This window comes from Pandoraea pneumonica, assembly GCF_049918595.1.
Classification (GTDB): Bacteria; Pseudomonadota; Gammaproteobacteria; order Burkholderiales; family Burkholderiaceae; genus Pandoraea; species Pandoraea pneumonica_A.
In genome coordinates, this window is the sequence record NZ_JBNCRZ010000001.1 from 872,982 (window position 1) to 897,469 (window position 24,488).

General features: G+C 62.8%; 21 protein-coding genes. 10 read left to right on the forward strand and 11 right to left on the reverse strand.

What is annotated here, in order from left to right:
- The 10 genes from ACPWR9_RS04115 to gatC all read right to left on the reverse strand — a co-directional run bounded on the left by ACPWR9_RS04115 (position 1) and on the right by gatC (position 13,274).
- On the reverse strand, positions 1 to 1,755 hold the full coding sequence (locus ACPWR9_RS04115; protein ID WP_426296350.1) for a secretin N-terminal domain-containing protein: 1,755 nt from the start codon (positions 1,753 to 1,755) through the stop codon (positions 1 to 3).
- Between the two features lie 50 nt (positions 1,756 to 1,805).
- The gene (locus tag ACPWR9_RS04120) at positions 1,806 to 2,147 is read right to left on the reverse strand and encodes a TcpQ domain-containing protein (protein ID WP_426296349.1); all 342 of its coding nucleotides are present in this window, start codon (positions 2,145 to 2,147) and stop codon (positions 1,806 to 1,808) included.
- A 223-nt stretch (positions 2,148 to 2,370) separates the two neighbouring features.
- Positions 2,371 to 3,012: a type II secretion system protein gene (locus ACPWR9_RS04125; RefSeq protein WP_426296348.1), complete on the reverse strand. Its 642-nt coding sequence runs from the start codon at positions 3,010 to 3,012 to the stop codon at positions 2,371 to 2,373.
- A 524-nt stretch (positions 3,013 to 3,536) separates the two neighbouring features.
- A complete protein-coding gene (locus tag ACPWR9_RS04130) occupies positions 3,537 to 6,698 on the reverse strand; it encodes an efflux RND transporter permease subunit (protein ID WP_426296347.1) in 3,162 nt (1,053 codons plus the stop codon).
- Positions 6,695 to 7,993, reverse strand: coding sequence for an efflux RND transporter periplasmic adaptor subunit (locus ACPWR9_RS04135; RefSeq protein WP_426296346.1), 1,299 nt, complete (start codon positions 7,991 to 7,993; stop codon positions 6,695 to 6,697). Before ACPWR9_RS04135 ends, ACPWR9_RS04130 begins: the two co-directional genes overlap by 4 nt.
- Positions 7,994 to 8,142: 149 nt before the next feature.
- A complete protein-coding gene (locus tag ACPWR9_RS04140; protein ID WP_426296627.1) occupies positions 8,143 to 8,949 on the reverse strand; it encodes a polyphosphate kinase 2 family protein in 807 nt (268 codons plus the stop codon).
- A 237-nt stretch (positions 8,950 to 9,186) separates the two neighbouring features.
- On the reverse strand, positions 9,187 to 10,659 hold the full coding sequence (gene gatB / locus ACPWR9_RS04145; RefSeq protein WP_426296626.1) for an Asp-tRNA(Asn)/Glu-tRNA(Gln) amidotransferase subunit GatB: 1,473 nt from the start codon (positions 10,657 to 10,659) through the stop codon (positions 9,187 to 9,189).
- Between the two features lie 162 nt (positions 10,660 to 10,821).
- Complete coding sequence (locus ACPWR9_RS04150) at positions 10,822 to 11,277, reverse strand: hypothetical protein (RefSeq protein ID WP_426296625.1); 456 nt, start codon at positions 11,275 to 11,277, stop codon at positions 10,822 to 10,824.
- A 75-nt stretch (positions 11,278 to 11,352) separates the two neighbouring features.
- Positions 11,353 to 12,843, reverse strand: a complete 1,491-nt coding sequence (gatA, locus tag ACPWR9_RS04155; RefSeq protein WP_426296345.1) for an Asp-tRNA(Asn)/Glu-tRNA(Gln) amidotransferase subunit GatA — start codon at positions 12,841 to 12,843, stop codon at positions 11,353 to 11,355.
- A gap of 131 nt (positions 12,844 to 12,974) precedes the next feature.
- Positions 12,975 to 13,274, reverse strand: coding sequence for an Asp-tRNA(Asn)/Glu-tRNA(Gln) amidotransferase subunit GatC (gene gatC / locus ACPWR9_RS04160; protein WP_058376796.1), 300 nt, complete (start codon positions 13,272 to 13,274; stop codon positions 12,975 to 12,977).
- A gap of 553 nt (positions 13,275 to 13,827) precedes the next feature.
- On the opposite strand from gatC, the gene ACPWR9_RS04165 reads away from it, so the two are divergent.
- Complete coding sequence (locus ACPWR9_RS04165) at positions 13,828 to 14,871, forward strand: rod shape-determining protein (RefSeq protein ID WP_010805637.1); 1,044 nt, start codon at positions 13,828 to 13,830, stop codon at positions 14,869 to 14,871.
- Positions 14,872 to 14,892: 21 nt separating this feature from the next.
- Here the strand turns inward: ACPWR9_RS04165 and ACPWR9_RS04170 are convergent, their stop codons facing one another.
- Positions 14,893 to 15,057, reverse strand: a complete 165-nt coding sequence (locus tag ACPWR9_RS04170) for a hypothetical protein (RefSeq protein ID WP_426296344.1) — start codon at positions 15,055 to 15,057, stop codon at positions 14,893 to 14,895.
- On the opposite strand from ACPWR9_RS04170, the gene mreC reads away from it, so the two are divergent.
- From mreC to ACPWR9_RS04215, 9 genes are all read left to right on the forward strand, one after another.
- Positions 15,056 to 16,024: a rod shape-determining protein MreC gene (mreC, locus tag ACPWR9_RS04175; protein WP_150679628.1), complete on the forward strand. Its 969-nt coding sequence runs from the start codon at positions 15,056 to 15,058 to the stop codon at positions 16,022 to 16,024. The genes ACPWR9_RS04170 and mreC overlap by 2 nt on opposite strands.
- 9 nt (positions 16,025 to 16,033) lie before the next feature.
- Positions 16,034 to 16,546 carry a rod shape-determining protein MreD gene (gene mreD, locus ACPWR9_RS04180; protein WP_010805639.1) on the forward strand — a complete coding sequence of 171 codons (513 nt, stop codon included), beginning with the start codon at positions 16,034 to 16,036 and terminating at the stop codon, positions 16,544 to 16,546.
- A gap of 52 nt (positions 16,547 to 16,598) precedes the next feature.
- Complete coding sequence (gene mrdA / locus ACPWR9_RS04185) at positions 16,599 to 18,839, forward strand: penicillin-binding protein 2 (RefSeq protein ID WP_426296343.1); 2,241 nt, start codon at positions 16,599 to 16,601, stop codon at positions 18,837 to 18,839.
- Entirely contained in the window at positions 18,839 to 19,987 is a 1,149-nt protein-coding gene (gene rodA, locus ACPWR9_RS04190; RefSeq protein ID WP_150680369.1) for a rod shape-determining protein RodA, read from the forward strand. Before mrdA ends, rodA begins: the two co-directional genes overlap by 1 nt.
- A 166-nt stretch (positions 19,988 to 20,153) precedes the next feature.
- Positions 20,154 to 20,948, forward strand: coding sequence for a hypothetical protein (locus tag ACPWR9_RS04195; RefSeq protein ID WP_426296342.1), 795 nt, complete (start codon positions 20,154 to 20,156; stop codon positions 20,946 to 20,948).
- Positions 20,949 to 21,020: 72 nt separating this feature from the next.
- Positions 21,021 to 22,418, forward strand: coding sequence for a hypothetical protein (locus ACPWR9_RS04200; protein ID WP_426296341.1), 1,398 nt, complete (start codon positions 21,021 to 21,023; stop codon positions 22,416 to 22,418).
- Between the two features lie 121 nt (positions 22,419 to 22,539).
- On the forward strand, positions 22,540 to 23,403 hold the full coding sequence (locus ACPWR9_RS04205) for a hypothetical protein (protein ID WP_426296340.1): 864 nt from the start codon (positions 22,540 to 22,542) through the stop codon (positions 23,401 to 23,403).
- Entirely contained in the window at positions 23,375 to 23,761 is a 387-nt protein-coding gene (locus ACPWR9_RS04210; RefSeq protein ID WP_426296339.1) for a CesT family type III secretion system chaperone, read from the forward strand. Before ACPWR9_RS04205 ends, ACPWR9_RS04210 begins: the two co-directional genes overlap by 29 nt.
- Positions 23,762 to 23,792: 31 nt before the next feature.
- Complete coding sequence (locus tag ACPWR9_RS04215; RefSeq protein WP_426296338.1) at positions 23,793 to 24,440, forward strand: hypothetical protein; 648 nt, start codon at positions 23,793 to 23,795, stop codon at positions 24,438 to 24,440.
- Positions 24,441 to 24,488: the final 48 nt, after the last annotated feature.

The window sequence follows — 24,488 nt, forward strand, 5'->3', positions numbered from 1 at the left end:
TCACACGCCCTCGGTGAGTTCCGGCGAGATCACGATGACGACCTCGTTCACCCGCTGACGTGCTTCTTTCGTACCGCCCTCGTAAGCGAAGATGCCGTCGCGGTCCGTGCTGTCGTCCTTGCGCCGGAAGCCGCTGAGCACCAGCGTGTCGCCTGACTTGAGCGATGCGCGCTGCATCGTCTGGATCGACGCCGTGAGCGGGAGTTGCATGAACGTGCCGACACCGAGGCCATCGTCGTGGCGGGATTTGTCATCGTCGTCCTTGCCGTCGACGGCGACCTTTACGTCTTTTCCATCGACGCTGACGCTCGTACCGCCACCGCCTTTGCCTCCGGCGTCGCTGCCGCTAGGGGCTTCCTTGCCGGTACGAAGATTGATCTTCTCCAGCTTCTTCAGATCGGACATATCGATCTGCACTTGCAACATCACGCTGCGGTTATCCATCAGCGTCGGCAGCAGGTTCATCACGAAGCCGGTGGTCAACACCGATTGCTCGGCGGTGACGACGGCCTGACCGCCGAAGTTGCCCGGGGTCATTTTGGTTTCGGCGACGAAGCCTTGGTTCTGCGTGACGGCGACGGGCGCAGGTTGGTTGTTCAGCGTGACGACTGTCGTGTCGATGACGGTGCTCACGCGTCCTTGTTGGCTGAGTGCCTTGATGAAGGCCGTGGAACCGGCGAGGACACCGCGAGGAATCTTGCTGACGCTCAAGCCGCCTTTGCGTGCCATGAGTGCGCCGCCGAGTGCCGGACCGCCGAGACCGGCAACGAGCCCACTCGCCGACTGGTAGACGAGATTCCAATCGATACCGGCGGCGGAGTTTTCTTCGAGGGTGACGGAGTAGACCTGAACACGCAGTTTCACCTGACGGCCGAGTACCGCGTTTTCGGCGTCGATGTAGCGTTTGACGCGCTCCATCACTTCCGCGGTGTCCGTGACGACAAGAGAACTCGTGACGACCGACGGTGTGACACGTCCGCCATCGGAGAGCATGTCGGAGACGGTCTTCACGAGATCGGCCCAGTAGTCGAGTTTCGATTCGGTGCTAACTTTGGCGTCGGCGTTGAAATCGAGTTTGACGCCGCCTGCGGAACCGCCCCCGCCACTGCCGCCCGAAGCACCGCGATCGGCCTTCATCTCCGATTTTTTGCCGACCGACGCGCTGATGGTCGAGCTACCCGGCATCATCTTGATCTGGAAACTTCGTGTGATGTAGCGCGAGAACTGCACGACACCGTCGCGATACGACCAGTGGGTACCCGAGCGATGCGCGATGGCGTCGAGCAAGCCGGACAGTGTGCCGTTGTAGTGCAATGGCACGGCCGGTTCGCCGCTCTCGGTGCAGTTCATCTGGAAGAGTTTTGAGGAACCGCCACCGCGGCTGCCCCCACGCCCTCCGCTTCCGCCGTCGTCGCACGACACGTCGGCGGAAACGCGAATCGTCAGCCCGTTGCCACGCGCAACCTGTCCGAGTACTACGGACATGGCAAGTGGCGCGCCGGTGGAGAACCGGACATTGCGTTTGAAGAAATCGGGAAGGGATTCGGTGGCTTCGATCGCCACCGAGCGTCTGGCGAGCCATGCGCCGTCGACATGTTCTATCGCGCGGATCGGCGTTGCAGATTTTGCGTCGAGCGCCGATTGCACGGCTTGCTGCGCGTGCGTGACGTTCTCGTCGGTCTTGCTGAGCATTCCCGGCGTACCGCACGCCGCCAGTAACGTGGTGGCGCACAATACGCCGAGTCGCTTTCTCATGGGTTGCTGGTCTTTTTTATAGTGAGCTGCCGTGTGACGCACGACCGACGTTATTGCGTGGCATGCACGACGCGCAGCACGCGATTGGCCTCGTAGACTTTCACGCGAATCGGTGCGTCGCTGTTTTGCAGCGACAACACCACTTGCTCGATGATGCCGAGGAAATCCCCCGTGAACGTCGCCGGATACTCGATAGGGAAATCACGTTCGATTTCCCAGGCGAGTTGCCAATGCTGGGTTTCGACGAAGTCGCGCAACACCGCCGAGACGCGCCTGCCATCGCCGCCAAGCTGAAACGTAAGCTCAGGTTCCGAGAGCGCCGCGACGGGATTCTCATCGACTGTCTGCGCAACGGGTAGCGCAACGTTGTCTGTGACGGTGCTGGCTGGCAACGAAGTGTCCGGAACGCCACCCAACAACGGTCTGTTCATCGATGCCACAGCGGAAGGCGAGACTGAAGCCGTCAGGCGTGGATGCCCGAACAGCTCACTGTCAGGCAACGCCGAGGCGCTCGCGCCGGATGAACAAGAGATACCGACGGCGCAGATACCCACCACGCACCGACCGGGATGCCAACGCGCCATGCGCATGGTTGCCTCCGTTTAGTGGTTCCGCTTATTGCGAGATTCCGAATCGAATCGCCGTGACAGTGGTGTTGACGCGAGGATCAGCGGGGTCCGCTGCTGCTTCGGTACCACAAGCGTTCGCAATCGCAGTCGCGTCTCCGAGCGCGCCACCGTAATCCTTGACGGGAACTCCATTCGCAAGAATGGTCGTGAAGTTTGCGGCAACTTGGGGAATGATTTTTTCGCAAGCTTTTGCGGGGATATTGGTGTATTCAAATACCGCACCTGTTTTGACGGCTGAATTGACGACGACATTCACGCCTCGTGTGACGCCACCAAACTGATTTCTATATTCACCCGCAGTACCTGACGGCGGAAGTTCCTCGAAAAGCGAATTGAAGCCCGGATCGGTAGTCGCTCGACCCGCACCATCCCCGGTCAAAATTCCCGTCCCGAATGCTCCATGCGCCTTGGCGACGATTTGCTGAAGTTCGGTCACAGTTCTGGTTGTCTTCAAGCTAGTCATCAACGCCGGCACACCCACCAGTGCCCCGGCCATAATCATCCCCATCACCGCCACGGCCACCGCCAGTTCCACCAGCGTCACGCCGCGTTGACGGCGCTTGTTCAGTCGCTTCGTCATGTTTGTCTTGAATTGCGCGAGCGCACCCGCGTTCACTTGCATGGTCATAAGTCCTCGTTCGATATTGGAATTTGATGAAATGCGATGCGAGAAGAATCGCCCTCGCAACGACAGGGCCGATTTATGCCTGAACGCAACGTGCCCCGTTGTCGGGGGTGAACGCGGTCTTTAGCAAATTGACAATTGAGACGGGCGTGAAAACACCCATTCGCGCACGATTTCCGATATGGCACTTCGCGCAGCGGCAACCACGCCCAACGTCGCGTGCACTCGGCACATCAAGGCGAGACAGCGCGAACGACACCGGGAAGCGAACACGTCCGTCGAGACGCGATTAAGAATCCAACCAACCGCAAAACGAGTAGTCACGAAACGCGGCCAAATCGCCGCGAATCAGCGGTTTCACAAGCCACGTTGCATGGCTTGAATTCATATACGTGAGGAAAATTCCTGCGTTTCCCACGAATGCGTGTGCGTGCACATCGCTTGCAACAGCACAAACAAAAATGGCGGTGGATCACGCAACAACGTCACGTCATCCACCGCCACCGTCACTCAACCAACATCACTCGTCAGTGCACCCCGGCGGCATGCCGCGTGTCCACTCGCGCCACTTCGTGACCGGCGTCACCATCGCTGCGACCATCGCCACCTCCATCGTTCGCGGCGCGATCCCCCGGCAGCACCAGCGGCCCCTTCCCGGCAAACCGATCGAGATACAGATAAATCACCGGCGTGATGTACAGCGTAATCACCTGCGAGAACAGCAACCCGCCAACCACCGCCAGCCCCAGCGGCTGACGCAATTCCGCGCCCGCGCCTAAGCCCAACGCAATCGGCAGCGCACCCATGAGCGCCGCCAGCGTGGTCATCATGATCGGCCGGAAGCGCAGCGCACACGCCTGACGAATCGCTTCGTCCGGCGTCATGCCGCCGTTGCGCTGTGCGTCGAGCGCGAAGTCGATCATCATGATGGCGTTCTTCTTCACGATGCCGATGAGCATCAAGATACCGATCACCGCAATCAACGACAGGTCCATGCCGAAGATCCGCAACGTCAGCAACGCCCCGACCGCCGCCGACGGCAAGCCCGCCAGAATCGTGATCGGATGGATGTAGCTCTCGTAGAGCACACCCAGCAGCACGTAAATCACCAACAACGCGCCCACCAGCAGCACCACCTGACTCGACTGCGACGCCTGAAACGCCGCCGCATCGCCGCCCCAACTCGTGATGATGCTCGGCGGGAAACCGAGTTGCCGCTGGAACCCGACGATCTTCTTCGACGCGTCTCCGAGTGCTGCGCCGGGAGCCAAGTTGAACGACAACGTGACCGCCTGCAATTGCCCCTGATGGTTGACCGCCACCGGCCCCATCTTGCGCTCCACCGTCGCTACCGCCGACAACGGCACCAGCGCGCCGCCCTTGCCGCGCACGTAGATCTTGTCGAACGCGCCTTCGTCACGACGGTCGTTATCCGCCGCTTGCAGAATCACCTGATAGCTGTCGCTCGGCGTGTAGATCGTCGACACCTGCCGCTCGCCGAATGCGCTATACAACGCGCTTCGAATGTCACCAATCGCCACGCCGAGCGTGTTCGCTTTGTCGCGATCGATGGTGAGTTGCGCTTGCAAGCCCTTCATCTGCGCGTCGGTCGTCACGTCGCGGAAGATCGGGTCGGCGCGCATCAGGGTCATCAGCTTGTCCGACCACACCTGCATCTCGCCCGCCTTCACGCTCTGCATCACGTACTGATAGCGGCTCTTGCTCTGCTTGCCGCCCAGTTGCAGGTTCTGCACCGGGTTGAAATACACGTTCAGGCCCGGCACCTGCTTGACCTCGCGACGCAGCGTCTCCAGCACCTCGCTCATGTGCGGGCGCTCGCCATGCGGCTTCAGGTTGATAAACATACGGCCCTGATTGCTATCGTTGGCCGACACGATCACCGTATCCACTGCCGGATTCGCACGAATGATGTCCCCTGCCTGACGCAGCAGCGTCGACATCGCCGTGAACGAAATATCCTGCGCGCCTTCAGCCGTGACCTGCACCTGCCCGATGTCTTCGCTCGGGAAGAAGCCCTTCGGAATCGTCGCGAACAGCACCCCGGTTGCGATAAACGTCGCGCCCGCGGCGCCCATCACCCACTTGCGATTCGCCAGACACCAATCCACGCTGCGCACGTAGCGGTCCTGCACCCAAACGAAGCCGTCTTCGAACCATTGCGTCGCACGCAATCCCAAACCTTCGCTCTGCTCGTGCTTCAGATAGCGACTGCACAGCATCGGAATCAGCGTGAGCGACACCGCCGCCGAGACCAGAATCGCCAGCGACACCACCACCGCAAACTCGTGGAACATTAGCCCGATCACGCCCGGCATAAAAAAGATCGGGATAAACACGGCCACCAGCGAGATCGAGATCGACAGAATCGTGAAGCCCATCTCGCGCGAGCCGACGAGCGCCGCACGCAGCGGCGGCACACCGTTTTCGATGTGGCGCACGATGTTTTCGAGCATCACGATGGCGTCGTCGACCACCAACCCCACGGCAAGCGTGATGCCCAGCAGCGAGATGTTGTCGATGGAGTAGCCCATGCCCTTCATGAGCGCGACGGTGCCGATCAGCGACACCGGCAGCGACATCACCGGGATCAGCGTTGCTGCCAACCGGCGCAGGAACAGGAAGATCACGAGCGTCACGAGAATGACCGTGAGGCCCAGCGTGAACTGCACGTCATCGATGGACTCGCGAATCGACACCGACCGGTCGTTGAGCAGCTTGACCTGAATCGACTGCGGCATCTGCTCGGCCAGACGCGGCAGCGCCGCCTTCACTTGATCGACCGTCGCGACCGTGTTGGCATTCGGCTGACGCAGCACGGCCAGCACGATCGAGCGCTCGCCGTTGACCCAACTGCCGGTTTTCACCGACTCCACGCTGTCTTGCACTTCGGCCACATCGCGCAGATAGACCGGGCTGCCGTTGACGCTCGCGATGATCAGGCTCGCGAACTGGTCGGCCTTGGTCATCTGACGGTTGGCTTCGATGGTCAGCGTCTGGCGATTGCCGTCGAGCGTGCCCACGGGGCTGTTGGCGTTGGCCGAAGCCAGCGCACGCGCCACGTCGTCGAGCGTGAGCTTGCGCGCGGCGAGCGCGTCAGGCCGGGCCTTCACACGCACCGCGAAACGCTTCTGCCCGAAGATCAGCACCTGTGCGACACCGGGCAGCGTCGAGAGCGTGGGCGAGACGAGGTTTTCGGCGTAGTCGTCGAGTTCGGCCAGCGACATCGACGGCGAATTCATCGCGAGGAAGAGAATCGGCGCGTCGGCCGGGTTCACCTTGCGGTACGACGGCGGCGTGGTCATCTCCACCGGCAGCTTGCGCTGGGCACGGAAGAGCGCGGCCTGCACGTCGACGGCGGCCGCGTCGATATCGCGGTCGCTATCGAATTCGATGATGATCGACGTCGTGCCTTGGGTATTGGTCGAACTGATGACCGCGACGCCCGCGATCGTCGAGAACTGCTTCTCCATGGGCGCGGCGACCGACGCCGCCATGGTCTCCGGACTCGCCCCGGGCAGCGTCGCCGTGACCTGAATCACCGGCGAGTTGTAGCTCGGCAGTGCCGAGATCGGAATCTGGCCGTAAGCGATCAACCCGGCGACAACCGCTGCCACACACAGCAGAATCGTCATCACCGGGCGGCGGATACAGAGTTCGGAGAGGTTCATGGCGTGCTCTTCGGCGAAGCCGCGTCGGCGGTGCGCACTTCGGCGGCAGGGGCAGTCGCGGTTGCGCCACCCTCACGTGCCGCCACCACCGTCACCTTATTTCCCGGGCGCAGGTTCTCCGCGCCTTCCTGCACGACGCGAACGCCTGCGGGCACGCCATCGATCACTGCGAGCTTGGCTTCCACGTAGCCGACTTTCACCGGCTTGGCGCTCACTTTCCCATCCGCGCCGATGACGTAGACGAACTTGCCGTCCGGGCCGGTCTGCACCGCTTGCGGCGGCACCACGTTCGCTTGTTTGAGAATGCGGCCGATCACGGCGATGTTCAGATACATGCCGGGCCACAGCTTGGCGTCGCGATTGTCGTACGCCGCTTTCAGACGAATCGTGCCGGTCTGCGAATCCACCGCATTGTCGATAAAGCTCAACTGACCGGTCGCCGTCATGCCCGTCGTGCCCAGCGTGGCAGTCACCGCCACTGGTCCGCCCGCGCGTGCGGCCTGCAATTCAGCCAGTTCGCCTTCGGGCAGCGTGAAGCTGATGTCGATCGGATCGAGTTGCGTGATGGTCACGAGCGCCGCGCCGCCCGGCGTCACGAGGCTGCCCGGGTGCACGTTGATCGCGCCGGTACGCCCGTCGATGCCCGCACGAATCTGGTTGTAGTCGACCGCGACCTGACTGGCCGAGATGGCGGCACGGTCAGCGGCGACTTGCGCGCTCAGGCTATCGACACCGCTCTGCGCCGTATCGAGCGCGCTCTGCGAGACGAAGTGTTCGGCGATCAGTTGCTTTGTGCGCGCCAGCGTACGGCGCGCGTTCGCGAGATCGGCTTCGTCTTTGGTGAGTTGGGCTTGTACCTTCTTGAGGTTGGCCTCGTCCATGCGCGCGTCGAGCGAGAACAGCAACTGCCCCGCTTTGACGAAGTCGCCTTCCTTGATATGGACTTGCCGGATGGTGCTGGAAATCTGCGGACGGACTTCGATGGTCTGGCGCGCCGTGACCGTGCCGTTGGCGATCAGCCGCACCGGCACGTCGCGCACCTCGACGGTGGCGGCCGTTACCGAAGGGGCCAGCGCCGCCTTGATCGGCTTCTCGGCCCCGCGCGAACGCAGCCATGCGCCCACACCGATCACCACCACGACCGCCAGCACTGCCACGACCCAGCGGCGCGGGCGTTTGCCGCCCGACGATGGTTGAGCCGCCGTGGCACCGCCATGACCCGCGTGTTGCGGCGCATCGACGGCAGCCATATTCCCCGCCGTCGGCACTGGCCGACGGGCGTTCTCGTCACTCATCTTCTTCCCCGTTTCCCCATGCGGCGTCATTCAGCCCGGCAGGCCCCCGCCCGCCCGACTGCGCCGGTTTTTTCTAGTAAAACGGCCATGGTTCGCCATGGCCGTAACGCATCAGCTCAACACTACGTGGCATCGATAGCCGATAGATCTCATTCCACCTTCATGCCTGTCAATTCGGGTCTTGCCGGTGGATAGGACAACTTCAGGTCAGTCAGCGCTTGCACCAGCAACTCTGCCACCATCAGGTTACGGTGGCGTTTCGAGTCGGAAGGCACGATATACCACGGCGCATTTTCCGTCGAGGTCGCCGATAAAGCCGCTTCGTACGCCTTGGTGTATTGCGGCCAGAAGCTGCGTTCCTTGAGATCGCCCAGTTCGAATTTCCAATGCTTGTTCGGGTCGTCGATACGCTCCTGCAAGCGCTTGCGCTGCTCTTCGTTCGAGATGTGCAGGAAGCACTTGATGATGGTCGTGTTGTTGTCGAGCAGCAGTTGTTCGAAGTTGTTGATGTGCGTGTAGCGGCGCCTGCACTCGTCGGCGTCGATCCAGTCGTGTACGCGCGTGATCAGCACGTCTTCGTAGTGGCTGCGGTTGAAGATGGCCAACTCGCCCGCGGCGGGCACCACCATGTGCACGCGCCACAGGAAGTCGCGGGCTAACTCGATGGGCGTGGGCGACTTGAAGTTGGCGACGCGAATGCCGAGCGGGTCCACATTCTGGAACACGGCGCGAATGGTGCCGTCTTTGCCGCTGGTGTCCATGCCTTGCAGCACGAGCAGCACCCGGTGCTTGCTGTTGGCGTGCAGGATGGTTTGCAATTCGTCGAGCTTGGCGGCCAATTCGGCCAGCCGCTCCTTGTCGTCGTCCTTGCTGTCGCCCGAGAAGGGCTTGTCGGCCGGATCGTAGTCCGACAGGTTCAGCTTCTTGCCGAACGGTACGCGGTATTTCTCGAACATCGCCAGCTCCTTCGTGACAAGCACGCGCCCTCGGGGCGCCAGAGTGGCAGTATCGCGCAAATTGCGGGGGGCGAAAAAAAAGCGCGATATAAGCGAATCGCCGCCGAAGCTAAAGCGCATTTTCGAGGCGGAAATGCAAAAGCGCGGCACCGAACTGGCTGCCGCGCTTTTGATGGGCCGCTGCGCCCGTACTGCGTCGATACTTCGACAGTTAGGCGCTCAACTCATAAGCCTGGCTCACGCGCCCAACTTCTTCTTGAGCAGTTCGTTGACCTGCGCCGGGTTGGCCTTGCCCTTGGTGGCCTTCATCGCCTGACCGACCAGCGCGTTGAACGCCTTTTCCTTACCGGCGCGGAATTCCTCGACCGACTTGGCGTTAGCGGCCAGCACTTCGTCGATGATCTTCTCGATCGCGCCGGTGTCGGTGATCTGCTTCAGCCCCTTCGCTTCGATGAGACGGTCGGCCGCGCCCTCGTCGGTGGCGCGCTCTTCCCACATCAGTTGGAAGACTTCCTTGGCGATCTTGTTCGAAATCGTGTTGTCGGCGATACGGGCCAGCAAGCCCGCCAACTGCACGGCCGACACCGGGCTGGCGTCGATGCCGATGTCTTCACGATTGAGCAGCGACGAGAGCTCGCCCATGATCCAGTTCGCAGCAGGCTTGGCGCTCGCCGCACCCGCCTTGGCCACCACGGCTTCGAAGTAACCCGCTTGCGCCTTCGACTGCGTGAGCACGGCGGCGTCGTAATCCGACAAACCGTACTGCTCGACAAAGCGCACCTGCATACCCGCCGGCAGTTCCGGCAGCGCTGCGCGCACGCGCTCGATCCATTCGGCGTCGATCACGAGCGGCATCAGGTCCGGGTCCGGGAAGTAGCGGTAGTCGTGCGCGTCTTCCTTGCTGCGCATCGAACGCGTTTCCTTCTTGTCCGGATCGTACAGACGCGTTTCCTGCACTACCTTGCCGCCGTCTTCGATCAGTTCGATCTGACGGCGCACTTCGTACTGAATCGCCTCTTCGAGGAAGCGGAACGAGTTCAGGTTCTTGATTTCGGCACGCGTGCCGAATTCCTTCTGACCGACCGGGCGCACCGAGACGTTGGCGTCGCAGCGGAACGAGCCTTCCTGCATGTTGCCGTCGCAAATACCCAGCCACACCACCAGACCGTGCAGCGCCTTGGCATACGCCACGGCTTCCGCGGCGCTGCGCATTTCCGGCTCGGTCACGATTTCGAGCAGCGGCGTACCGGCACGATTCAAATCGATGCCCGTCATGCCTGCGAAGTCTTCGTGCAGCGACTTGCCTGCGTCTTCCTCCAAGTGCGCGCGCGTGAGCGTCACCACCTTCTCGTAGGCTTCGCGGCCCGTGCGCGGATCGGCTTCGACCTGAATCTTCAGCGAGCCGCCTTGCACGACCGGAATCTCGTACTGGCTGATCTGGTAGCCCTTCGGCAGGTCAGGGTAGAAGTAATTCTTGCGCGCGAAAATGCTGCGCGGCGCGATCGTCGAGCCGATCGCCAGACCGAATTCAATCGCGCGCTCGACGGCGCCGCGATTGAGCACGGGCAACACGCCGGGCAGTGCCAGATCCACCGGGCAGGCCTGCGTGTTGGGGGCCGCGCCGAATTGCGTCGACGCGCCCGAGAAAATCTTGGAAGCGGTGGAGAGCTGTGCGTGCGTCTCCAAACCAATAACGACTTCCCATTGCATAAGGTTCACCCTGTCTCAACTTGTCGGCACGGCGCGCTCGCCCTGCCCATTTCGCTGGTTTGCTGGTTCGCTGGTTCGCTCCCGGTGCCGCCACATCGCTCGATGTGGGCCGCCGGGCGATCGCCCCAGCCTGTTCTTCAAATCAACGGCGCATATCCGCCATCAACGACGCGTGTCCGCCGCGCAAACACCCGAGTGCGGATCGAAGCTCACCGGCCACGCATTCTCGTAGACGCCCGGCGTGCAGTACGCCTCGCAATTCGCGTGACCGATCGTCACGTTGCCCGGGTCTTGCCAGATCAGCAGCTTGCAACTACTGCCGCTGTTGGCGCGCAACTCGATACTCGGGCGCGACTGCGTCTGATGGAAATCCGCCAGATTGAAGTGGCAACTACCGCGCTTACCCACCCACAGCCGCCAGTCGAGTGCCTGCACCTGATTGGCCGACACCTTCAACGTGGCCTGCTCGCGAAAGCCATCCTCGTCCGTCTGCGAGCAATAGCCCGACAGATTGATCTCGCGGTACGCAATCGGCGTCGGGCGGCTGAACGGCAGACTGCACGATGCCAACGTCAGCACCATCCCAGTCAATGCCGCCAGACGGCCCGTGCGCTGCATCAACGTTACGGGCCGTACGCCGTCACCGGTGGTGTTGGCGCGCGGCGAAGTCACTACGTGCTGGCGGGCCATCCGTTACACGCCTGCCGGCGCACGCTTGTGCCAGTCGGTCGCGCGTTGGAACGCGTCGGCCACTTGCAGCAGTCGGGCTTCGTCGAAATAGTTGCCGATCATTTGCAAGCCGACCGGGCGCGCATCGCGCCCTTGGCCCACCGGCAAGCTCATGCCCGGCAGACCGGCCAGACTCACCGACAGCGTGTAGATATCGGCCAGATACATCTGCACCGGGTCGGCGCTCTTCTCGCCGAGATTCCATGCCACCGACGGCGCGACCGGACCCATGATCACGTCGCACTGGGCGAACGCGTTCTGGAAGTCTTGTGCGATCAGGCGGCGAATCTTCTGCGCTTGCAGGTAATACGCGTCGTAGTAGCCGTGCGAGAGCACATAAGCCCCCACCAGAATGCGGCGCTTCACTTCGGTGCCGAAGCCTTCGGCGCGCGACTTCTTATACATGTCGAGCAGATCGCCGTACTCCGCAGCGCGATGGCCGAAACGCACGCCGTCGAAGCGCGACAGGTTTGACGACGCTTCTGCCGGGGCAAGCACGTAATACACCGGAATCGACAGTTCGGTCTTCGGCAACGTCACCGGCACGCGCACGGCGCCGAGCTTCTCGAATTCGACCAGGGCGTTGTCGATGGCTTCGCGCACGTCGGCGTCAAGCCCTTCACCGAAGTACTCGGCGGGCAGGCCGATGCGCAGACCCGCGAGCGGCTTGTCTGCCGTGGCGCCGTCGAGCGGCTTGCCCAGACCGCGGGCGAAGTCTTCGTCGGCACGCTCCAGACTCGTGGAATCGCGCGAGTCGAAACCGGCCATGCCGTTAAGCATCCATGCGCAATCGGCTGCGCTGTGACCGAACGGGCCACCCTGATCGAGCGACGACGCGAAGGCGATCATGCCATAGCGCGACACGCGGCCGTACGTCGGCTTGATACCGGTCACACCGCAGAAGGCTGCGGGCTGGCGAATCGAGCCGCCCGTATCCGTGCCCGTGGCTACCGGGGCGAGACGCGCCGCGACGGCAGCCGCCGAGCCGCCCGACGAACCGCCGGGCACTGCGCGCTTGTCCCACGGGTTCTTCACCGGGCCGAAGTACGAGTTTTCGTTCGACGAGCCCATCGCGAACTCGTCCATATTGGTTTTGCCCAGCGTGACCATGCCGGCGTCGCCAAGACGCTCGACCACAGCGGCGTCGAACGGGCTGACATAGTTTTCGAGCATGCGCGAGCCAGCGGTGCTGCGCCAGCCGCGCGTGACGAACACGTCTTTGTGCGCGACGGGAATGCCCAGCAGCGGACGGTTCGCGCCTTCGCCTGCGGCAATGCGCGCGTCGGCCGCACGGGCTTGCGCGAGGCTCGCCTCGGTATCGACTTGCACGAAAGCATTGAGGTCGGACGCGGCAGCGATGCGGTCCAGATAGTGTTGCGTGAGCTCGACGCTCGACACGCGCTTCGCGTCGAGCGCAGCGCGCAGGTCCTGCAAATGAATCAGATCTTGTTCCATGGTGGCGGCAATAGAGCGCTTAAGGGAATGACGGGGCGAGGCGCACGCGAGGTAGGCAGTTAGGCCGCCACCGCGCCGCAACGTGACGCGCGATGACCGGACTTATCCGATGCACTCGCGCGCGGCGATCGTCACTCGATAACCTTCGGCACCAGATACAGGCCGTCCTGAACGGCGGGCGCCGGACGCTGATTGGCGTCGCGATCGACCACTTCGGTCACGGCATCGGTACGCAGTCGCTGGGCAACTGCTTGAATTTGCTCGATGGGATGCGCAAGTGGTGCGACACCTGTGGTGTCCACCGACTGCATCTGCTCGACGAGCGCGAAGAAGCCGTTGAGCTCCTTTTCCATGTGTGCCGCCTCGTCATCCGCCAGCTCCAGACGTGCGAGATGAGCGATGCGTTTGACGTCGGAGAGATTCAAAGCCATGAAGAAATCCCGAAAAAATGCGCATTGGAGAGCAGCCGGATGCAGGCCTGACGCCGAAATTAGGGACAGGATGCGGAGAATGCGCGGCACCCTTGGGTGCTTGCGCGCTGTTTTACTCCGCGCACCGGGCTGCGCAGGAGGGCTGGCGCGCCGTGCCACGGGGCTTTCGGCGCGAGGGCCGGGGGAGCCGAATGTGGTGTCAACGTGCTCGTTTTTCCTGCAAAACCTGCGAAATTATAAGGTATCATTGCGCATTAAATTTGCGTCGGAGCGTGTTTTTGCACCCTTCGCCGCTGTCGCGCAGGTGGGCCACGGTAAGTACGGAGGGCGCGACAGACGATCGCGCAGTCCAATTGGAAGACCCTGACGCGACGAATTTACGAAGGCAGCCCCGCCTCCTGCCGGTACAGCATTCCTCGGTTTGTCCGCACGACTCGCGAGCCGCCGCGTGGCGCCTGGCGATTTTTTTGCGAACAGTCCGGAACCCAGACGACAGGCAGCCGTCCCAGTCACATCCCTTGGGGCGGCCTCTCACGCAAACACAGGATTTTGCATGTTCGGTTTTCTTCGCAGCTATTTCTCCAACGACCTGGCCATCGACCTGGGCACGGCCAACACTCTGATCTACATGCGCGGCAAGGGCGTCGTTCTCGACGAACCTTCAGTCGTTGCTATTCGTCAGGAAGGTGGCCCGAGCGGTAAGAAGACGATTCAGGCCGTCGGCAAGGAAGCCAAGCAAATGCTTGGCAAGGTCCCGGGCAACATCGAGGCGATCCGCCCGATGAAGGATGGCGTGATCGCCGACTTCACGGTCACCGAGCAGATGATCAAGCAGTTCATCAAGATGGCGCACGAGTCGCGCCTCTTCTCGCCGTCGCCCCGCATCATTATTTGTGTGCCCTGCGGTTCGACCCAGGTCGAACGCCGCGCTATTAAGGAAGCCGCTCACGGCGCCGGCGCTTCGCAGGTGTATTTGATTGAAGAGCCCATGGCGGCAGCAATCGGTGCCGGCCTGCCGGTCTCGGAAGCCACGGGCTCGATGGTCGTCGACATCGGCGGCGGCACGACCGAAGTCGGCGTGATCTCGCTGGGCGGTATCGTCTACAAGGGTTCGGTGCGCGTCGGTGGCGACAAGTTCGACGAAGCCATCGTCAATTACATCCGCCGCAACTACGGCATGCTGATCGGCGAACAAACCGCCGAAGCCATTAAGAAGGAAATCGGTTCGGCCTTCCCGGGTTCCGAAGTCAAGGAAATGGAAGTCAAGGGCCGCAACCTGTCGGAAGGCATTCCGCGCGCCTTCACCATCTCCAGCAACGAAATTCTCGAAGCCCTGACCGATCCGCTGAACCAGATCGTGTCGTCGGTGAAGATCGCGCTCGAACAAACGCCGCCGGAACTGGGCGCCGATATTGCCGAGCGCGGCATGATGCTCACGGGCGGCGGCGCATTGCTGCGTGACCTGGATCGCCTGCTCGCCGAAGAAACCGGTCTGCCGGTGCTCGTCGCCGAAGACCCGCTCACGTGCGTGGTGCGTGGTTCGGGTATGGCGCTCGAGCGCATGGACAAGCTCGGCAGCATCTTCTCCTACGAGTAAGCCAACGTGCGTGGTCCGTCGTCAGGCGCGGTGGGGGAACACCATCCACACCCCGCCAGACGCGACGGGCTGCGCTGCACTCATACGCGCACGGGAGGCATTGCCATGCCGCCCGGTCGCGCCCGACTGACACCATTCGCGCACCGCAGCGCCTTGCTGCGCGTGCTCCCCTGAAGGGCCCACCATGCAGTACAGTCCGCCGCCACTGTTCAAACAGGGTCCGTCGGCGTTGGCCCGGCTGATCTGTTTTGTCGCGCTCGCCATCGGCCTGCTCGTGGTCGACTCGCACTACAACACGCTCGAGCGTGTGCGCACTGTCGTCGGTACCGCCCTCTATCCCGTGCAGCGCATGATGTTGCTGCCGCGCGATGCCATCCTGAGCGTTGCGGGTTTCTTCTCGACCGAAAACCAGCTCACCACCGAGAACGGCGCCCTGCGCGAGCAAAACCTCGAACTTGCCGTTCAGGCCCAGCGCAATAACCAGCTCGTGGCCGAGAACGAACATCTGCGCCAACTGCTCACCCTGCGCGAGCGCCTGCCGGTGCCCAGCATTCCCGCCGAAATCGAATACGACACGCGCGATCCGTTCACGCAGCGTGTGGTGATCGACCGTGGCACGAAGCATGGTGTGAAGCTCGGCGCACCGGTCGTGACCGAACAAGGTCTGCTCGGCCAGGTCTCGCGTGTGTTCCTGCTGCAAAGCGAAGTGACGCTGCTCACCGACAAGGAACAGGCCGTGCCCGTGCAAGTCACCCGCAGCGGCGTGCACAGCGTGATTTACGGCGGCCTGCGCGGCGACGTGCTCGACTTGCGCTTCATCCCGCTGTCGGCAGACGTGAAGGTCGGCGACGAAATCGCAACCAGCGGGCTCGACGGCATCTACCCGGCCGGTCTCCCCGTCGCACGTATCACCAAGGTCGACCGCGTCTCGGACACCGCCTTCGCGCGCATTCTGTGCCAGCCGGTCGCCAATCTTCGCAGCCAGCGTCAGGTGCTGGTCCTGCAATACACCACGCCGCTTGCCCTGCATCCGGACGCCGCCGCCGATCTCGCGCGCGCCTCCGATCCGTCGGCCAGCGGTGAAAAGCCCGGCCAGAAGGGTGCGACGCGCGCCGATCCGAAGCGCGCGCCCACGCTCAAGAAAGGCCACTAAGGAACCGACATGTCACGACCGCAATACATTCTGCTGCCGGTCAATCCGTACTTCATCGCGCTCAGTCTCGTGGTGGCGTTTCTGGTCAACCTGATGCCGTGGGGCCATGCCCCCGCCATGCCCGACTTCGTCGCGCTCGTGCTGATGTTCTGGAACATCCACCAGCCGCGCAAAGTGGGCATGGGCGTGGCGTTCCTCGTCGGCTTGCTCATGGACGTGCACAACGCCGGCTTGCTGGGTGAGCATGCGCTCGCTTACACGCTGCTGTCGTACGGCGCTATCATGATCCACCGCCGGGTGCTGTTTTTCACGCTGCTCGGCCAGGCGTTGACTGTCTTGCCGTTGCTGTTACTTGCCCACGTGGTGCCGTTTATCATTCGGCTCGCCACGGGTGCTGCGTTCCCGGGTTGGTGGCCGCTCGCGGCCAGCTTCGTCGAAGCGCTGCTCTGGCCCGTGATCAGTATCCTGCTGCTGGCGCCTCAGAAGCGCGCCGTCGACCGCGACGACACGCGTCCGATCTGATGGGCGACCGCCCGAACGATCGCACCACCGAGGCCCGCCCGTACCCGCCAGCATGACCGAGTTCAAGAATCCCCAGCAGCAACTACAGACGTTTCACCTACGGGTAACGGCGGCCGCGCTCTTTGTGCTGATTTGCTTCAGCCTGCTCGCGGTCCGCTTCGTCTATCTGCAAGTCTTTCGCCACAACCAGTACGCCCTGCAAGCCGACGAAAATCGCGTCTCGCTGGCCCCGATCGTGCCCAATCGCGGCGTGATCATGGACCGCAACGGCGTGGTGCTGGCACGCAACTACTCCGCCTACACGCTGGAAATCACGCCGTCGAAGATCGGCCGTCCGCTCGAAGACCTGATTACCGATCTGTCCGACGTGATCGAAATCACGCCGCGCGACCGCGCCCGCTTCAAGAAGCTGATGGACGACAGCAAGAGCTTCGAGAGCTTGCCGATCCGCACGCGCCTGACGGACGACGAAGTCGCCCGCTTTACCGCGCAGCGCTTCCGGTTCCCCGGGGTCGACGTGCATGCGCGTCTGTTCCGGCAATACCCGCTCGGCGAGACGGCCGCGCACGTGATCGGCTATATCGGCCGCATCTCGCAGCGCGACCGTCAGCGCATCGAGGCGATGAGCGAGGAGAACGACAGCGACAGCGCGAAGTACGACATCCGGCGCGACGTGAACAACTACAAGGGCACGGACTACGTCGGCAAGATTGGCGTAGAACAGAGCTACGAGACGCAACTGCACGGCATCACCGGCTTCGAGGAAATCGAAGTCACGGCAGGTGGGCGTCCGGTGCGCACGATCTCGCGCACGCCCGCGACGCCGGGCGACAACCTCGTGCTGTCCATCGATATCAAGCTTCAGCAGGTGGCCGAGCAGGCGTTCGCGGGCCGTCGCGGTGCTGTGGTAGCTATCGAGCCGAAGACGGGCGACGTGCTCGCATTCGTGTCGGCACCTAGCTTCGACCCGAACATGTTCGTCGAAGGCATCGACCAACAGAACTGGGACGCGCTGAACAACTCCCCCGACCGACCGCTGCTCAACCGCCCGTTGCGCGGCACGTACCCGATCGGCTCGACCTACAAACCGTTCATGGCGCTCGCCGCGCTCACGCTGGGCAAGCGCACCACGAACTGGGGCTTCCAGGACACGGGCTCGTTCACGCTGGGCAATCACACGTTCCGCAACGACGTGCGTAACGGTCAGGGCTGGATCGACATGTACCGCTCGATCGTGGTGTCGAACGACACCTATTACTACATGCTCGCGCACGACCTCGGCGTGAACGCGATCCACGACTTCATGAAGCCGCTCGGCTTCGGCCAGTTGACCGGAATCGACATCGAAGGCGAGGCGCGCGGCATCCTGCCCTCGACCGAGTGGAAGCGCAAGGCGTACAAAACAGCGGCGCAACAGAAGTGGTACGACGGCGAGACGATCAGCCTGGGTATCGGCCAGGGCTACAACTCGTTCACGATTCTGCAACTGGCCCACGCCACGGCCACGCTGGCCAATGACGGCGTGGTGATGAAGCCTCACCTTGTGAAAGCCGTCGAAGACCCGGTTTCGCACTCGCGCCAGCTCACCGTGCCGAAGGAGAGCGCCCGTCTGCCGTACAAGCAGTCGGACATCGATTTCGTCAAACGGGCGATGGTCGGCGTGATCAAGGAAGGCACGGGCCGTCAGGCATTCGCGGGCGCACCGTACGATGCTGGCGGCAAGACCGGTACGGCGCAGGTGTACTCGCTCGGCAAGAACGAGAAGTACAACCACAACGCGATTCCCGAATTCAAGCGCGATCACGCCTTGTTCATCGCCTTCGCGCCGGCCGAAAACCCGAAGATCGCCATCGCCCTGATCGTCGAAAACGCCGGTTGGGGTGGTGCGCAGGCCGGTCCGGTGGCGCGCCGCCTGCTCGACTATTACCTGATCGACGAACCGAAGGAACGCGCCGCCGAAGCGGCTGCATTGCAAGCCGGTGCGTCCGTACCGGGTGCGGCTTCCGGTGCTGCGGCCACGGTGTCGGCGGCCCCCGACGCACCGCCCGCTAGCGCCGCCGAACTCGGCCTGCGCGCCGCCGCTTACGGTGGCACCGCCACGGCGACGACCGTGCCGCGAGTTGCCTCCAGCGCGGCGTCGGCTACGGCACCGGGTACGGCACCCGCTGCGGCCAACACGCCGAATGCCCCCAAAGCCCCGCAACGTCAGCCCGCCGTGAGCCCGACCGTTGCCGACGAGGCCCGCCATCGCGCCGCTATCCGTGCCCAAAGCGCGCAAGGAGGAACGCCATGATGGCGCTCGACAAACATACGTGGAAAGAACAGGTCAAGCGCCTGTTCGCCGCCTTCGACAAGCCGCTCGCGCTGATCGTCTTTCTGCTGCTGTGCGTAGGGCTCGTCACGCTCTACAGCGCGAGCATCGACGTGCCCGGGCGCGTCGAAGACCAGATTCGCAACATCGTGCTGACCTTCATCCTGATGTGGGTGCTCGCGATGATGCCCACGCAGACACTGATGAAATTCGCGGTGCCGCTCTACACCGCGGGCGTGGCGCTACTCATTGCGGTGGCGATGTTCGGTCTGACGAAGAAGGGCGCGAAGCGCTGGCTGAACGTCGGCATGGTCATTCAGCCATCCGAGATCATGAAGATCGCCATGCCGCTGATGCTGGCGTGGTACTTCCAGAAGCGCGAAGGCAATATCCGCTGGTTCGACTATCTCGCCGCGCTCGCACTGCTCGGCATTCCGGTGGGACTGATCGCCAAGCAGCCCGACTTGGGCACCGGCTTGCTCGTGGCTGCCGCCGGGCTGTACGTGATCTATCTGGCCGGATTGTCGTGGAAGCTGATTCTGCCGGTGCTCGTCGCGGGTGTGATCGGCATCGGCACGATCCTCGCGCTCGAAGACAAGATTTGCCAGCCCGATGTCGAGTGGCACATCCTGCACGACTATCAAAAGCACCGCGTGTGCACACTGCTGGACCCGACCTCCGATCCGCTGGGCAAGGGTTTCCACACGATTCAGTCGGTGATCGCCATCGGCTCGGGCGGCACCATGGGCAAAGGTTGGCTCAAGGGCACGCAGGCGCATTTGGAATTCATCCCCGAGAAACACACCGACTTCATCTTCGCGGTGTTCGCCGAAGAATTCGGTCTGATCGGCGAAGGCGTCCTGATCCTGCTGTATTTGCTGCTGGTCGCCCGCGGATTGATGATTGCCGCTTCGGGCGCGACGCTGTTTGGCCGCCTGCTCGCGGGCGCGGTGACGATGATCTTCTTCACCTACGCGTTCGTGAACATGGGCATGGTGAGCGGCATTCTGCCGGTGGTGGGCGTGCCGCTGCCGTTCATGAGTTACGGTGGCACAGCGCTCGTCACGCTTGGCCTCGGGGTCGGCATTCTAATGAGCGTTGCGCGCGAAAAACGCTTGATGCAGAGCTGACGACGCGCGGCACGCTGTCCCCTCACAACAACGGCAGAGCCTTCGCTCTGCCGTTTGTCTTTGCACCGCGCGCTCACACTCAGGTCGATGAGCGTTATCTGCGAGTCGGTCGTACACGCATGGCGTAAAAACAATCCTATTCCCGCACCGGAAGAGGAAATATGCCATGTCAATTACGCTGAACTCACTCGCCAACAACTCCACCGCCACGATGGAGTATTTGAGAACGGAAGCCTTCGACACGCACGATCGACGCATCGGTATTCGCAAAGACGGCACCCTCGCGATCTACAAGGGCATGCAGTATCTGCTCCACCCCAACGAGACACACCGGGCGTTGAAGTTTCTCAAAGAGACCAAGCTCAGCGAGAGTGCCAAATTGACGTTCCAGCAAGACAAGCTCCGTCTGAGTCACCCGGCGACGCAAGCGCTCGTCATGACGCTGCGAAAGCATCGCGATTCGTACACCGGCAGCCCCGTGCTCACGAGGAAATCGTCCGTGGCACATCGCGCGTCGGAACGTGCACCGAAGATCGATGTGAAGTGGACGTTCATGTCCCGCTCCGAAAGCGCTCCCCAGTTGACGACGCCGTCCTCGTCGCTCGCGCAATCGTCGGCGCAATCGTCGGCGCCATCGCCATCGATCGCCCAAACCCACGACGACGACACACCCCCGCCCTTGCCACCCAAGATGAACCGGCCCGCGCTGCTGCGTCACTACATGGCGTATCTGCAAACGCAGGTCGAGTCGTCATCCAGACAAGAAACCTTCGAGCCGCCAGTGCCTAAGCCTCGCTCGCGAACGCCGTCGAACGCATCAGGCAACGACAGCCCGCCGCCGGTGCCGAAACCGCGCCCAGACCTGCTTGCGCGAAACGCTACCGTAGTCGAGCAGTTGCGGCAGCAGCCGAACGTCAGTTCAGACCTGCTTCGCCTCCTGATCGCCACTGGCAGCCTCTGATCCCGCATGGCCCCTCGGCCCCGGCAGGACGTCATGCGATATCCCGCCGGGGCCTGCCAGGCCACCGTAGACATGAGCCAAACCTGCAAGCGTCATCGCAGCGTGGCGACGACCATGGCGCCATGCTCGTTCTGGATTTTGGAGGAAACCCAGCGCATGGCCTCGATCCACACGCAGATCAACGCCGCGACCATGACCAGTCATGAAGCCGAGCGACTGCACCGTCTCATTTGCCGTCACGCGATCGATCCGGCCCGCACCATCATCGGCGTGAGCCACGACGGTTACCTGATGTTGCTCGTCGGTTGGAGCGCCTACCAGCATCCGCAGCAGTGGCGGCGCGCACGCGAGATGATGACAGCGTCGCTCAAACCCGTGACGCCCATCAGTGCGCGGATCCGGCGCAATGCCGGCGCGCTTTCGAGCACCCGAACCATGCGGCTCGACCAGCCGCACGTGCTCGTCTGGTTATTGCGCAACGCCACTGCCAGCGTGAAAGATCGAATGCTTCAGGGGGTCAAACGTCAGCTCAGTTGGCGTGGCAAGGACAGTCTGTGCACGATCGACATCGCCGAGCGGTGTCTGCCGCATGACGCGCCATCGGAGCTCCGGTTGCGCATGGGGTCGGCGCAGAGTGTCACGGGCCTGTACAAGCTGCTCACGGCGCATGACTCGCCCTACCGCGATCACTTTCATCGCGAGTTGTCGACGAGCCGCGATCGCACGCTCTGGGTCGCACGTCAGACAGTGCTGCGTGCCCGCAACGGCGCCTTGTTGCCTGCGAATGCCATCCACGTTGGCGGTCGACTCATCGCAGTGGCCTGTCAGTCACCGCAGCCTGCCGACGTCGAGCGCCATCTCGAACTGCTGGCGACACTTCGTCCATCGGTCGTCGTGCACATCGGCGCAACGGCGGCAATCAGCGGTTCATCGACGGGGGATTGCGTCTGCACCCGCGCCGCCCACGATGAACGCTCGGGGCAGATTCGGCGCGACACGCGTCACGTCGTCACAAGTGCCGCAGCGACATGTATGACTGACTTCAGCGTGTACGCGACCACGCTGAAGTCGGCTTCGCAAGAAGTCACGTTCGCCACGCTGCATGCACCGTATCGCCACACGCCGGACGTCACCGCCGACAAGTTGTATGTCACGCAAACACTTCAGTTCATCGAAGACGCCGCACGGCATGTGCCACCGCATGCCAAACCGCACGGCGAGGCAGACACGTCGGTCGGTGGTTGTCCCGTGATTGTGTTCGACGACACGCAGAGCATTGCGGGTGTGCTCATCGCCGCGATGGCGTTGTATGCCGAATCGCCGGGGTCATGCCAACAGGTGAGCGTCGAAGAGGCGATTACGGATATTCGTCTCACGGGGTCGCCCCAGTTGATCGGCACAACGCACCAGATTCACGTCATCAGTGCGTTTGCCGACGACCTCCGGTTGCCTTTGCTCAAAGACCGTTAAGTCGTACCCGCCGTCCGGCGCATCAACCGGCTTGGCAATGCAGTGACCGGCCTGCCGTCCCTTTTGCACGAACCATGCACTAACCACATCACGCGACGCCCTCGCGTGCGGGAGATCCGCCATGCTGCTCGATGCCATCGACACCTCATCACCCGGGCCTGCCGGGAACACGACTGCCACGTGCCAATACCCTTCGTTGCGGCACGCCGGCCGCACACTGGCCCTACGGCGCGAGCCGCCCAGGGCGGGAGGCATCGAACGATACTTGCGCCGCTGGTTCGCCGACCCGCCGTCGGTGCTGGTCACCCTCGCCTCGGACAGCGAACTGCGGGCGCGCAACGCCGAGTACCCGACGTTGTCGTGCGCCAGTCAACGCTTCGGCGACATCGCTTATTCGACGTATTTGTTGGCGCAGAACGTGAGTCCGTTGGATGGCATCCGCATGCGTACCGGCGTCGTTTCGCTGACGCACGGCGCGGGCGTCGTCACCTTCCCGGCCATACAGGCTTGGACACGCGACGGGCACCCGATCGTTCATGCCGACGCGCTCGCCCATTTGCATCAGCTCACCGAGCGGCTGCGGACGGGAACCCCCGCCCAACGCACACGCCGCACCAGCGTCTATCACGTCGAGACGCTTGCGCTGACACGAAACTGCCCAGCCATACAGGCCACCCACCGGAGTGCACGGCTGGGGATGTGGCTGGCGACGGCCGCCTTGTTCGAGCGCGGCAAGGTCTCGCTCGACAACGTGCTCAGAGACATCCGCGTGGGTACGCTCACGTTCGATCCCACCTTCGGCCAGTATCAGGAACTCACGCGGTTCGCCAAAGCACGCCATCGTCGCGGCGCGGGCGACGACGAAACCGGGGCGGTGTCTGCCCTCTCGCTCGCGTCGCCCGCGGCACGCTTCGCCCCGCCTCCGATTGATTCACCCCCAACGCCAAGGACGCTCCATGACGCAAGATCTTCACCCCTTTCATAACGTTGTCGGCGAGTTGTTGCTCCATATCGGCTTTCCGGCGTTCGCGCCCGAGCCGGATCAGGAAGTTGTGAGTCTCGATGTGGAAGACAGGCTATGTGTGCACTTCGGCGCCATCGATCAGGTGTCGTGGTTCATGTTGGCCGAAATCAACGGGCGCCCCTCGACCGATTCGATCGTCACCGCACTTCAGGCCAATCACCTGCGCGCAGCCATTTATCAACCCGTGGTCTCGCTCAACGATGACGGAAGACTGAACTGCTGGCTGAAAATGCCGCTCGCCGGACACGATCGGGTGTCGCTCGCCGACGCCTTTGGCGAGCTCATCGATGTCGCCCAGACCCTGCCCGGTGCCGGGTGAATTCCCCCCTTTCAACATTGGAGATCACACGATGCCAACCATCCACTCAACTCACCATCACCAAAACGTGGCCGAATTGATCGACCTGCCCGCGAATACGCGAATCGGCATGACCAAAAAGGGCGGGTTCGTGTCGTACGGTGGCACTAGCTTCTACCTCCACCCGAGACAGACCATGCGCGTTAGCCGCTTCATTCAAGGCTTCAGAAAAGCCGACACTAGCGGACGCGAACAACCCACGAGTCGATTGCGGCAGCTTTTTGCACACGTACGGGCCGTCTTTTTGGGCGTTAAAGCAACGCACTTCATCAAGCGGTTTCTGGGCGACAAAACGGCCCCAAGGCCACCCGTCGTCGTCCCCCCGCGGGCCAATCCGACGACGCTGCGCGATGCGCTGAACGCCGCCAACGCGGCTAACCGTCTAAATGCAGGCACGCGCAGTGCGATCTTGTCCCGGACGAGCCAGCCCGTTTCGCCCACCATGCCCAAAATGCCCACCATGCGCGTCATGCCAGCGAGCACGGCGGCGCAAGGCGCTCGGGCAAGCGCGCCGCCGGTGACAGCTTTGCGCTCGCATTCACAACCGACACACCCTGCATTGACACGCACGTCAGACACGTCCAGCTGGTCGAGCGCTCCGCAGCTCACCCCGCCTGCCAACGCGGTGGTCAGGGCATAACGCACCGTATTGCCAGATAAGCACGGCGCGGGCATTTGCCCGCGCCGG